Origin of the sequence: Novipirellula herctigrandis (assembly GCA_007859835.1) — a bacterium.
GTDB lineage: Bacteria > Planctomycetota > Planctomycetia > Pirellulales > Pirellulaceae > Novipirellula_A > Novipirellula_A herctigrandis.
In genome coordinates, this window is record SJPJ01000001.1 from 4,998,230 (window position 1) to 5,012,222 (window position 13,993).

5 protein-coding genes are annotated in these 13,993 nt (G+C 52.1%); 4 read left to right on the plus strand and 1 reads right to left on the minus strand.

All coding sequences use genetic code 11. The features are described from left to right. The first annotated feature begins 25 nt into the window (after window positions 1–25). The 3 genes from CA13_RS18170 to CA13_RS18180 all read left to right on the plus strand — a co-directional run bounded on the left by CA13_RS18170 (window position 26) and on the right by CA13_RS18180 (window position 9,389). Window positions 26–6,571, plus strand: a complete 6,546-nt coding sequence (locus CA13_RS18170) for a PKD domain-containing protein (protein WP_146398980.1) — start codon at window positions 26–28, stop codon at window positions 6,569–6,571. A gap of 227 nt (window positions 6,572–6,798) precedes the next feature. After that, complete coding sequence (locus CA13_RS18175) at window positions 6,799–7,224, plus strand: DUF1569 domain-containing protein (RefSeq protein WP_146398982.1); 426 nt, start codon at window positions 6,799–6,801, stop codon at window positions 7,222–7,224. Between the two features lie 17 nt (window positions 7,225–7,241). Next, window positions 7,242–9,389, plus strand: a complete 2,148-nt coding sequence (locus CA13_RS18180) for a hypothetical protein (RefSeq protein ID WP_146398984.1) — start codon at window positions 7,242–7,244, stop codon at window positions 9,387–9,389. A 45-nt stretch (window positions 9,390–9,434) separates the two neighbouring features. On the opposite strand, the gene CA13_RS18185 is transcribed toward CA13_RS18180, so the two are convergent. Next, complete coding sequence (locus CA13_RS18185; RefSeq protein WP_419194527.1) at window positions 9,435–10,412, minus strand: AraC family transcriptional regulator; 978 nt, start codon at window positions 10,410–10,412, stop codon at window positions 9,435–9,437. Between the two features lie 264 nt (window positions 10,413–10,676). Between CA13_RS18185 and CA13_RS18190 the strand changes: the two genes are divergently transcribed. Next, a complete protein-coding gene (locus tag CA13_RS18190) occupies window positions 10,677–13,949 on the plus strand; it encodes a carbohydrate-binding protein (RefSeq protein WP_146398988.1) in 3,273 nt (1,090 codons plus the stop codon). The last annotated feature ends 44 nt before the right edge of the window (window positions 13,950–13,993 follow it).

Sequence of the window (13,993 nt, forward strand, 5' to 3'; positions counted from 1 at the left end):
AATTTCGAACAAGTCGATTCGCGGTGTGGGTGACGTGGTCGCTGACCTTGGTGATTCGATCGACAACCATTCGGAGGTTCTGAAAGACGGTCAAAATGTGGCTTGGTTCCGGTTCACAACCGTGGGCGACGGAGCGGCCGGGGATCGGCTGCGTGTCGGGCCAGCTTTGATTGACGAGCCAATCATGTTACTCGATGGCATCGCCGGCAATATTCCCACAGTCGCACCGCCCAACAGCGATCTGAACAAGATCGCGTTTGGCGAGGAAGATGGCGTTGGCGTGATCGAGTTTAATTTGTCGAAGTTGTTGTCGGCCTACGAAAATCCGAATGAGATTATCAGTGCAAAACTGCGACTGGTGGGATCATCATCGGGCGAAGTAATCGAAGTCGAGAAACCGGTCCAGCCCGAAGAGTTCACGAAAACGGAAGCTGGCGGCGGCTTCGCGGAACGGATTTTCTTCAAAGCAGCGACGGATGCGGCGGGCGGTGAACTTTGGGTGACCGATGGCACGCCCAGCGGCACCAAGTTGGTGTTCGATGCCGAACCAGGCCCCGATTGGGGCAACCCGAAACAATTGACCGCGGTGGGGCATCGAGTGATTTTCACAACGTCGTTCTTCGATGAAGAGTCGGATGCGGGCACGGTAACGACCGTTTACATCAGTGATGGCGTGACGACGCAAGCGATCGAACATCCTAGTGGCGACGCGTGGATTATTCCCGCCCGACAAACGCTGGTCGAGCATGAAGGCAGCGTCTATTTCACTCATGGTAAGGAATCGCAATTACATCGAATCGCCGTCGCCGCTGACGGCAGCACGGAAGTGACTCAAGTGACCGACATCGCGGACTTCGATGGTTTCTTTTATCTGCTCGACATGAGATCAACGGATGCGGGGTTGTTTGTCGCTCGTCAAACTGATGGGGGATTGGATTTGTATGTCACCGATGGAACACGAACGGGGACGGTGATGTTAGACCAGTTCAGTGGCCGCGGGCGCGATGGGTTGACTGGAACCTACAACGCTGCTGGTTACAATGGTGGATTGATTTTCGGTGCCGATGATAACAGCGGCGATGGTGATGTGCTTTGGTTTAGCGATGGATCTGTAGGCGGAACCAAACCGATTGCTGACGTTAACAGCGGAGATAAAAGCAGTGATCCGTATGGATTCGTCGAGATGGATGGTGGCATCTATTTTGTCGCCAACGAGAGTGAACTTTGGCGTTTTGATTTCGGCTCACAATCGGCAGAGAAAGTCCGCGATTTATTCACTCTGTCGAGACCACTCGGTTTCGGTGCCGTGGAATCGTTCATCGCTGATAGACGACATATCGCCGTCGCTCCAGTCGAAACGGACAAAATCGTTTTGACAGCGACCGATAGCGACGGCAACGAAGGCAAAACGTATGAACTGAACGCTGGGCGTTATGTCACGCTCGACGATGTGGCCGCCTATGGCGACAAAGTGATCATCGCGTACACGTCACAAGAAGTCGCCTTCGGTGACGCGCCGAACAGGGTCGCGATTTGGGATCCGGCAACGAACGTGTTCACGGACTTGGCTTCGGAACAAAAGACCGTCCATACCTTTGGTCGCTTTGTCGAACTAGGCGGCAACGTCATTTTTGATGGCTACATCGACGACAATTCGCTCAACAACCAAGTTTGGATCAGCGAAGGAACCGTCGCCGGCACGCGTCCTCTGGTTAACGAAAACGGTGGTGGCGGATCGACGGCAGGCGTTACCGTGACTGTGAAAATTCGGGGTGACCAATTCGATGGCAAAATCACAGGCGATGAGGCTGAAGCGAACGTGATCGCGGAATATCAAGTCGATCTCGACACCACGGATACTGAATTCACAATTGACTTCGGTGCCAAGGAATCACTTGATCGTTTCCGTGAATTGTTCCGATTGGGTTATCGAAGTCTAGTTGCAACATTTGAAATTTCGGACGGCACGGGTTCAATTCTGGCGCCTAAACCGACTGCGAATACAGGCCTTGAGATCCGGCGTAGCGGCGGTGTATCGGGACAATTGCTGGACGATTCGGGACGACTGATCGCCGATAACTTCGTCGGCTATGACATGCGCAATCTGCCGGCAGGCACCTATTATCTTGGCGTATCGCGAGGCGACCAAACACCGACCAACGAAGTCGTTCCGGTTACGGTTTCTATTGATGCTCCGGCGCAAGGCAACGCTCATGTGCTCGATGACAATGACACGATTCGTGGCGGCGATGGCGACGATGTTGTTGTCGGTGGCGATGGACGTGATCAGCTGGTCGGCGACAGTGGTCGAGATACCTTTGTCGGTGAATCGTTTGAGGTTCGAGATGCCGCGACGCTCGAGGTAATTCGCGATGGACTTTCCAGCACGATCTATGCTGATTCACGTCGCGAGCGGATTCTGCGCGATCCAATCGTGCTGATCGGGGCGGCGGCCGTACCCGAAGGAGCGATCAATATCGTCAACGCGACGTTGGCCGAGAAAATTGGGGATGCATTGGGTGTCGATGTGATTGACGTCGCTGGTGAGAAAGCATTCACACCACCAGTTCACGCGATCGATCTAGCAGGACTGGTACGGCTTGATGTATCCAGCAGCGGTATCACTTCGTTCGCGGGATTGTCTTACTTGATCGGCTTGGAAACACTCGACCTTTCTGGCAACGGCACATTGGCAAACGGTGCGCTCGCCAACCTGCAACCGTCAAGCAACGGAACGCAAGGGATGCCGTTATTGAGACATTTGAATTTGGACGGCAATCGGATTCGCAACACCAATCGGTTAGGCGACCTCGCCGAACTTCGCGTGTTGAGTATTGCCGATCAAGATGGAACGACACCCATCACGAATTTGGCTCGCCTGAATGAGCTAACGGAACTGGTTTACATCGACGTTTCGGGCAACGGCATCGATGATGTTTCTCAACTTATTAGCACGAACGCTCTGCGTGCGGCCGACATCTCCGAGAATCCTGTCGTCGAGTTGAGCATGTTGACCGGTGTTTGGGTACTGGACGATTCACCGCTGAACGTCGCTGGTGGTTTTATCGAAGGCCGCCGAAGCGGTAGTGTCGAGGATGATTATCATGCTTTGTATGTCGATGACACCAATTCCGCCGCAGCAGCACCGTGGCACTTCCGCAAAGTTGCGGCGGGACAATACGACGTCTATGCGACTTGGCACGCCGACGTTTCGCATGCCACCGACGCAACGTTCACCACAGGCGGCGAGACGCTCGGAATTGTCAATCAACAGCTTGTACCAGCGGGAATCAACTTCCGAGGACAAACGGCTCAGCTTGTCGGCACGGTGACGGTAACTGAATCGAGCGAGATTGAGATACAGCTTAACGGTGGAAATGACAACGCCGTGATCATCGCGGATGCTGTGATCCTCAAACCGGTGAATCGTACCCTGGACAACTTACGACACATCGATGCTCGCGGCACGTTGCTGGATACCAATGCACGGACCTTTGTCGTCGGTGATCTGTTGCAGCAAGGCATCCTCGTCGATCTCGATTCCAATGCGATCCCGGTCTGGTCTAGCTTGGCGGAATCGTATGTGGTATCGCCCGGCGATACATTGCCGTTCGACTTGAGTGATTTCGCCAGCGACCCTGACGGAAGGACGCTAACGTTTTCGGCGGCTTCGAATCATCCTGACGTCACGGTCATTTTATCGGGAGATCGAATCAAGGTTGAAGCAGCAACTGCCGTCGATTCACTAGTGACAATCGTAGTCACAGCGACCGACGCGGATGGATTGTCGGCATCCGAATCGATCGTAATCGCAGTTGGCAATTCGCTAGCCGAAGGCAACGTTTTGACTGATTCGGATAAACCAATCGAAGGCGTCGTGGTATTCGGGGACGAAAACAATAACGAGATGCGTGATGCGGGCGAGCCTTTCACCACGACACTTTCCGACGGCAGCTACCGATTGTTCGTTGGTGATCGCAGTAACGTGAGACTTGAAAACCAGTCACATTGGATTGAAGCGACACCCGAACTCTATAGGATCAATAACAACAGTCCAAACCTAGCCATGGACCTTGACTTTACCGTCACGGAAACGATTGTTGTCAATTCCGTTGACAGAGCCCGCGAGGGTGACTTGGTGACGTTCACTGCATCGTTCGCTTCGCCACTGACCAATGGCAAGTTTGCTTGGTCGGTCGCCGGAGGTTCATTCTCGACCGATGGCGCAGATGACGAAGCAAGTTTCTCGTTCACGCCTGATAACGGGGGTTTCTATACGATCACGTTGATTTATACCGCCGAGGATAAAGAGTATGAAATTCGTCGAAACGTCGTCGTCGATGACATCGCCCCTATCGCCGACGCGGGCGACTCGGTCACGATTCCCGAGGGTCACTTACAGCTAACTCGGCCTATTATTGTCGATCCAGGATCCGACACTTGGAACGTCACGATCGACTACGGCAACGGAGAAATTGCTAAACCAATCGAAGTGGATCAACGAGAGATTACGCTTGATCAGATCTACCGTGATACCGGGGTTTACATTGTTATGGTCACCGTCAGTAATGACGAAGGCAGCTCGACCGATTCGTTTATGGTCACCGTTGAGTCGAGTCAGCCAACCGTCGAAATCAACCCGCCGACTAGCGACGTGGTGCAAGGACAATTGACCTCCGTCGACGTTCGCGTTGTCGATTCAACACTGCAAGCCAACCGATTTGTTTGGGACTTCACGATTGATTGGGGTGATGGAACAGTCGAATCGATCGCGGATCAGATGGCATTTTCAGGTTCATCCGAACGAATCGCCACCGGAATGCCGCAGCATTTCTACTCAAGCGAAGGAACCTATACCGTTGTCTTGACCATTACCGACGACGATGGAGACTCGCAGACAGCGGAAACGACGATTGAAGTGGCTAATGACACGCCGATCGTTGAATTAACAATTCCCAATACGATCACCGAAAACACTTCGGCCGCCTTTGAAGCAATTGCGTCAGACTCCGATGGCATCGCCAGCGTCGCGTGGAATTTCGGCGACGGATCCACAATTGCATTTGGTTCGCTGGTCACGCACATCTTTGCCGATCCCGGCACGTACGAATTAACGGTCATCGCTGAAGACATTGAGGGAACAACCACGACCGTGGTTCAGACCATCGAGGTTCTCAATGCCAACGACGCACCGATGCTACAAAACATCTCTCAACAGTCCATCGCGGAAGGTGCAACATGGACATACGCGACGATGGCAACCGATGCGGATTCCGGAGCCGTGCTTAGCTATTTGCTCGAGGGAGCACCGACGGGCGTAACGATCGATGAAGCCGGAGTGATCGCGTGGACACCGACGCCTGAACAAGGTCCGGCCGGCTACGAATTCACCGTCATCGTGACCGACGAAACCAATCTGAGCGACTCCGTCACGGTCAGACTCAATGTCGTCGACAGCAGTTCCATTTTCGGCAACGTCTTCCGCGACCAAAACGGCAACGGTCAAATCAACGCAGGGGAAACATCGCTTTCAGGAACCGTGATCCGGTTGGACCTTGGTGACAATGGCTCGTTTGACGTTGAAACCGTGACGGATTCGAATGGGAACTACCAATTTAACTTACTACCGCTGGGACTGTACCGCGTTTTAGCCGAATTGCCCAGCGGATTTTTGCGCACCACACCGACCGAGATCCTTGTCGACATGAACGTTGCCGGTGACGTACAGCTCGCACCGATTGGCGGCAGTGATGACATAGACGGTGACGGCATTAGTGACCAAGAAGAGCGGAATTCGCCGGTCGGCGTTGACGTCAACGATGACGGCACACCTGATTGGACTCAGTCGAACGTGGTCACGGTTGTTTACGACGAAGCTTTCGCCGTAACGATCGTCTCACCAATCGGCACGACGGTCACATCAGCCCAATTCGGCGATTCCACTGTCGTTCCGCCCGAGCAAACCGAGTTTCCGGTCGGTGCCCTTTCCTATAGCATCAGTGGTTTGCCGAGTGGCGGCCGAGCCAATGTTGATTTGATCTTGCACGGCGATCCATCTATCACTGCGGTTTTCCGTACGGGCACCTCGACGAATACGATCGATTCGTTATTTGAAGTCGTGGGATCAGAATTCGATGATAACCGAATTATCCTTCCGCTCCGCGATGGCGACGTTTCGGATTTGGACCAGGAAAGAAATCGTCGGTTCGACGACAAAATCGTGTTGGCGGACACACGAGGCGTTTGGCAAAACCAAGAATTTGCAGCGGATGTCAATGACCAAGACGGTATCACCGCATTCGATGCACTGCTCATCATTAATCGCTTGAACGACCAGGATTCGCGATTGCCAGGCTTCCGACCCTCAACGGAACATTTCTATGATGTCAACGGCGATGGTCGAGTCACCGCGCATGATGCGTTGTTGGTGATTAACCAGTTGGCCATCGAGCAAACGACGCCAACATTTAGCGAACCCGAATCAGTAGTTCAGATCGACCTCGCGATTGAATCCATCTTCGACGACAAGGATAAAAAAGCAGATTTTAGGGAGGATGGGAACTTGTTCTAGGTGTTTGATTTCCTGACGCTCCAACCTAGTCAACACGCCCGAGCCATGTTGATGAAACGCCTCGCGCCATTGAGTTTGACTTGTTGCAAATTGGTGCTGTTTTGCCCACTAAATGGTTACTGATCAAATTCCACTATGATTGAATTCGTTATTTGGGACGTTCGGTATCCGTACGACGCCAATCGGTTGCCTCCGCTGTCTTCAGCGAGCAGGATGGAAGCACCGAAATGGCATCGATTGTCGACGCGTTTCTTAATCTTTTTGTTAGCGTAGATTCCGACCCTTGTAGGCAACTATTCCTCCAACAAGTCCACACCCAAAGTAATTTCTATGTCCAATGCAATCTCCCCTATCAATACAAAAAGGTGACCGGTCGGCGGCAGGTAAGCTTTTCCAAGTTCGACGAATTCCTAACTGACGCCGAGCATCTGTCGGAGCAGTCAACTGAGACGCTCGGCAATTGGACACAAGCCCACATATACAAACACCTCGCTATGCGGTTGGACACATCCATCGACGGCACCTCGTTCCTGTTTCCGACTTCCGTGCGATGGTTGATATCGCTGTTTATAATAAAAAAAGAAGTTCCTCAATCGGACCATTCCGGAAACACCTTCCCGAACTATATTCTTTTTTATTCATACCCAGAATGAAACAAGGACAACGCGACGTGAATACAAAACCAACCTTCCAATCGGAAGCCAAGCGAAGAATGTCGTCTTCACATTCAAATCTACCATCCGGAATTCGCCAGCTACTCCAACGCGTAGTGGTCGCACTGTGTCTTGCAATTAGCGCATTCGCTTCACTGCCGCAAACCAGCTTGGCGAACGAGATCAGTGGTGGCGGTATCACAGTGAAGAGTTTGCAAAATGGGACCATCGAAGCGGAGTCTTCGGTTGGCAAGTTCACCCTGCGGAGCAATGCGGAAGGCTGTGTGACAAACCATACGAGTGTAAGGACTGTCAATGACGATGCGGTCGAAGTCGTCCGCGGTTTGGAAGGACCCCAAGGTCAAACGTGCCAGGTCACCGAACAGTTTACTCCCACGGCCAATAGCATCCGCTGGACCGTAACGGTCGAAGCCGATGGTGAGCCTTGGACAGTGCCGATCACTTTGGATACTGAATTTGTAGACCCTTCTGGGATGCAATTTTGGCGTTCGGGAATCGGAAGCACTGAGTCCGAATGGCGTGATCCACTGAAGAATACTGAGCTTGAGAAAGGCGATTGGGTTTATGGTCGAGTTGAGGGAATTTGTCTGCCTTTGGCTTCCGTCTTTCGTCCCCAACAAGACGCTGGTTTGAGTTTAATCTGCTCTCCCGAAGATGTGATTCTCGACCTGAACCTGCAATCCTCTGAAAGTGGCATTCGTTTTGTACACGGCCAACATCGTTTAGGTAATGGTCGAGCCGTAACCTTTCATGCGGATCTAGTGTCGCACCCAGCCGATTGTCGCGGAGCCTTGGTTTGGATGACCACTCGTTACGCTTCGATGTTCAATCCGCCCGTACCGGCTGTCCATGCGATGGCCGGTTGTGGCGCGTACTCTGCTTTCGACGAAGTCCCCGACGTCGAAAAGATGAAGAAGATGGCGTTTCGGATTAATTGGTGGGCCTATTTTGATTGGCCCTACCTGGGCATGAACTTGCCACCGATGTCGCGCAGCGACGAGCCTTGGGTTTGTTGCGATCCGTACAAAACAGGGATCCGTCGTGAAATGACCTACGACCAGCTCAATGAATACGCGAGAAACATGAAAAAGGCCGGTTTCTTTGCACTCAACTATTTTACAACCACCGAATTCGGCACGTTCATGAAAGGAGCAGATGCCGTCGATTATGACATCCCCGAGAAAGAATTGTGGAAGGATTGCAACAGCTTCGCGTTCCGCAAAATCAAAGACGGCATCCTGATGGGACGCAATGATGTGCCGGCGGACAATGGCTGGAAGAACGGCTATGGCATGGACGCGGGAGGCCCCAACTATCGAGCATTCTTAGTCGAACAAGCAAAGCGACAAGTTGAACAACTTCCGGAGTTTTCAGGCATCTGCGTTGACCGTCTTGATTGGCTTCAACAGGTTAACCGCAAAGGAGACGATGGCGTAAGCTTCGTCAACAACCGTACCGGCCGATCTGTGCGGCTGGGTTGGATGGACATGATGGATGAAGTCGCTGCCATTTTCCATGATGCCGACAAGGTCATCTTTGCGAACCTATGTAACTCTTACCGCGTCGAAGTCGCCAAATACCTTGACGGCGTTTACGATGAGTTTGGACACATGGGGCCACGCCTGAACGCATCGGCATTGTTGTGTTTGCGTAAACCGTTACTCGCATGGACCCCAGCGGCAAGCACGCTTGGCTCCGACCCAGACGGCTACTTCCAACGTCATCTTCACCTCGGCGCCTATCCTACCGCTCCCTACCCGTTAAACAATCACACGATCACGCCCAATGCGCGGGCTGAAACGCAGTACATGGACTATGGCCCACTACTCGATGCCATACGTGGAAAAACGTGGGTCCTTTTTCCTCATTGTGTGACGGTAGCCGACGAAACCGCAAAGGCAAACCTATTTGAAGTTCCAGACGGCTGGGTGTTACCAGTGACGTTCGCATCTGATCAAAAGATCGTCAAAGTCATTGTCCGAAATGTACCCGGTATCACTTCAACCCTGACTTTCGATGCCTTGCATCCCGGTGTGGCAGAACCAAAACCGTTGACAGCCAAGGCGGTTGGCGAAACCGTTGAACTTCAAGTTCCCATTCACCGTGGTTGTGCGATGGTGCGATTGCGAAGACTTGAGAGCTAGCGAGATGTTCAAAGAAGTCTAGTGGCGCGATGTGATAAGGCTTCGTTACCACCGAACTCTTGGAGTGATATCGATCGGAAGCGGAGCCGCAGGGGGTGGAATTCCTTTAGCAAGGTCCGAGCGGACAGCCGAAGGTGGACGTCCGAAGGTTTCCTTGTAGCGGCGAGAAAAGTACAGCGGATCGGCAAATCCACACTTGTTTGCGATTTCTTTGACGCTCAGATTCGATCGAGTTAATAACGTGGTCGCAAGTTGGAGTCGCAGCAGCGAACCCGTTTGTGCCGGAGAATAGCCAACCGAAGTAGCGAACACACGACAAAGGTGTTTCGGAGTGCAGCCCGCCGCTTTGGCGATATCTGCCAAGCTGAACTCTTGACGCGGATCATCGTCAATACGCTGACGCAACCATTTGAGCGCCCGGCGTACTGGTTCGGGCCGGTCTCGCTCGAAGCTGCGATACTCTTCATCATGAGGTTTAAGGAAAGTGTCAATCAAGGTTTCAACGAGAAGGCAGTCCCGTTTGCCGGGTGCCGTAGCAGGCCAGTCACTGTGATCGTAAATACGACGCATGATGTGCAAAAATAGACTGACGGCAAGCTGGTCGGGAGCCTCGCTAACGAAGGGCCAATCTTTGGGGGCTGGCCAATCATTCGGAATCTCTTGGATGGCAAAATGGCAGTAGGCATGCCGAGTCCGCTGCGTGGTATCCCAGCGATATTTCTCCATGCAACCGGGGCGGCCCAAGATCATGCCACCAGCAGGAACCAAGTATGTTTCGTTGCCGACGCCGTAGCTTATATCGCCGTTGATGAGGTAAACGAACTCGTAATCGGTCAATAATCGGGTCTTCAACGCCTCCCCTGGTTGGTAAAGGACTTCACCACCATACAAGTAACTCAGTTTCAGTCGCTTTTCGGCATCGATCATATGCGAATATTGTACATATCCATGCCACTTGAAGCGATAGGCAACGATAGCGGTTTGTACGATATTTATAGACCACAGATCGTTTGAATCCCTCATAACCTCTCGGCCTTGATGTCCCGGAACGTCCATGACGTAGCAGTTTATGTGTCGAGACACCGGATCGATGCACAGGGTGCCGCCCGTTCGGGACCGTTTGCGCAACGCTGTCGGTTTCGGCCATTTCCCAGCGACAAATGTTCGGCACCGAGCCCATAAGCACCGAGCCCATAAGCACCGAGCCCATAAGCACCGAGCCCATAAAACGATAAGCGAAGCTCTTATCGCCCACCAACCGTTTTCGATAGGTATAGCGAAGGACCCATGAGACAATTCATTTGCTTGTTGGCGTTGTATTCATTCTTCTGCATTGGTTCCGCTAAAGCATCGGAGGGACAAATTATCGTCGGTGCGGCTGCGAGCGATATGGAACAATACGCCGCATTGGAATTGCAACGGTACCTCTATCAACTTTCCGGGACCCATCTAACAATCGTTGATGATACGACGTTGATTGATGGCCCGGCCTTTGTCGTGGGCACCAAACAATCCAATTCGGTTGTCAGACAGTTGACTGCGGATGGCCAATTGGATGTCGCTTCGGGAGCACTTGGTCCACAGGGATTCATCCTTCGAAAACTATATCGAAACGGGCATCCGCTATTGGCGATCGTTGGTCATGATGTCGAGGGGACGCTGTATGGTGTCTACGCTTTACTGGATGATCACTACGACGTTGGCTTCTACTTTTCCGGCGATGTGTTGCCTGAGAAGAAGGATCGTCTGACCATCCCCGATATCGATGAATGCAAAACTCCGCAGATGCGGATTCGTGGCGTATTGCCTTGGACCAACTTCCACCAATCGGCCACCGTATTCTCTTGGAATGACTGGAAATTTGTCCTTGATCAAGCCGCCAAGATGCGGATGAATTTCATTCACATCCACAACTACAACCGATCAAACCCGATAAACAAACTCGGCCATACGGAGATGTTTCATACATTTCAGTACAAGGGGTATCAGAAGCGTGGTTGGATGGCCAGTGCATCAACGGGTCACCACTGGTGTTGTCCAGGCTGGAACGTCAACGAATATCCTTTCGGTACTAGCGATCTGTTTGCTGACTACGATTTCGGTGCTGATTGTACCTTGCACAATGAATCGTTGACTGACGAACAAGTTGCCAGAAAGGGGATTTCGGAGTTCGGACGTGTCATCGCCTACGCACACTCTCGTGGCGTGAAAATCGGACTTGGTTTGGATATCGATGTCATACCATACGAGTATGGTGTAGCGGCCACGGATCCTGAAGTCGTTCAGTCACGAATTGATCAGATCACGCGCGACTATCCTCACTTGGATTACTTGCTCTGTTTCCAATCAGAAAAGCACAGTGCTTGGAGCAGTGACGAATACAAACAATGGCGTGATATCTTTGACCAATTTTATGCCGGCATCAAAGCGAACTCGCCAAACACACGTTTAGCCGTCTCGGGATGGGGGCTGCAGCCAGAGCCGATCGCAACGCTTCCCGAGGACGTTATTTGCGCACCGATTGCCCACTATGGAGCAAGTTTTGAAAATGGAGGAATCTACGGCGACCGAGAGTACTGGGGATGCCCATGGCTCGAAGTCGATGGGGGATGCTCACAGCACTATTATCCGTACGGCACGCATCTTTCTACGACGCTTGCTTCCTACAAGAAACGTGCCCCCAACATGTCGGGACTGTATTGCTTGACGTGGCGGATTAGCGATGCGATCGAGCCAAAGCTATCCTATATCGCAAGAGTACCTTGGGATCTTGAAAACCAATATGACTCTTCGTATGAATTCTATCATGAGTATGCCCAGCAAAATTATGGAGCCGAAAACGCAGACGCGGTGACGGAGATCATCAACGAAAATGAACCATTTGCGGAAAACCATGGCGAGTGCCACCATACGCCCGAGTTCACCGGATCCAACCGACGAGCAGAGCAAAATGGTTGGCTTGCCTTGGCAAGTATCACGCTTCAGCATCGTGAATCCAACAGCTCGTCTGCACCGACCGTTATCAAAATCCCGGCAGTCAACTATTCATTGAGGCGCGGGACAACCCTCCACAAATTCAAGTCAGAAGATCACGGTGAGTATGTCCAACACATGATGTGTGGCGACTGGTTGCACTTCAACGATGTCGATTTTGGCACCGGCTCTATCTCAATGAAATTTGAGGCGAAGGCAAGGAAAGACTTTGAGGTTGAAGTGCGAATCGACCAACCCGACGGAGAGCTTCTTGGGACCTGTGATTTTCCCGGTTCTGCGCAATGGGAAACCTTTCAAACGGACATTCAAGCGGCAGCCGGTGAACACACTCTTTGTTTGCGATTCTTACTGAAAGAGAAGAATGATTACGATAAAGCCTCGTCGCAAATTGAAGTAGTTGAGAGCCTTATCGACAAGAGTCAAAACAGAGGCCAACAGGAAAGACTCGAGCGTCTAAAGAACCGGCTTGCCAGTGTTAGAAATTATTTGGAGATCGACGAGCACTTTCCGTCGATTGGTTGGGATGAACTGCCAGGTGCCTTTGGTAAATGGGTTGGCAATTTTAATGATCGAGTCCACGATATTTCATCGCTGGGCAACATGATCAGTGTGCAAAATCGGTTTGTCAAACTTCGATACGTTCCTAAAGTCAAGGAGCTTCGTCGCCAACAGCAGATCCAATCGCCTTCCGCCGTGACTGCGTGCGGCACAATCGATGGAACGGTCATTCGCTGGCACAACGAACAACCGTCGGTTCACGGATTCAATGTTTACCGCGACGGACAACAAATCAATGATACTCTATTGCCACCGGATGTGAGCATGTTCGCCGATCACGTGAATGGCACGTTTGCTTATCAAGTGACGGCAGTTGATGAGACGGGCAACGAAAGTCCTCGCTCGATTCGTAGTCAATGTTCAGCTGGTGATGCGGATAAGATTGCCCCTCACGTGATTGTGATTTCGGCACCAACATCTCAACCGGTTGGACAGCCCGTCGACATCGTAGCAAGAGTTCTTGATGGGCGTGTATATAAGGAAATCTCGGCAACGCTTTACTTTCGCAAGCCAGCGGAGTCTGAATGGAAGGAATTGCCGATGACACGCCAAGCGAAAGCAGTCTTTGGCGGACGCATTCCTGGATACGAGGTGTCGGAAACGGGGCTCGAGTATTTTGTCGCTGCTTCCGATGGGACCCAAACCGGCTATTTCCCAAAAGCTGGAATCACGCAGCCTGCAACATTAGTGGGTTTTTCGATCCTAGACACAACGCCCCCGGTCCAACCGTCAGGGCTCGTCGATGCGAATGGTACGCTGCAATGGAAAGCATCAGAGGGTCGCGTCTATTGGTACCAGATCTACCGCGGCAATTCGCCCGAGTTTAAGATTGGTCCAGCGACTTTGTTGACCTACGTTCCATCGGATGTCTCGGAATTCACAGACAAGGCGCCAGACCGCAACGGACAACCACTGCGTGGAGCAGACTACTATCGCGTCGTTGCCGTTGACGAAGCCGGAAACGAAAGCGTGCCAACGCCCGCCATTAAGACCAACGCCCGCCATTAAGACCAACGCCCGCCATTAAGACCAACGCCCGCCATTAAGACCAA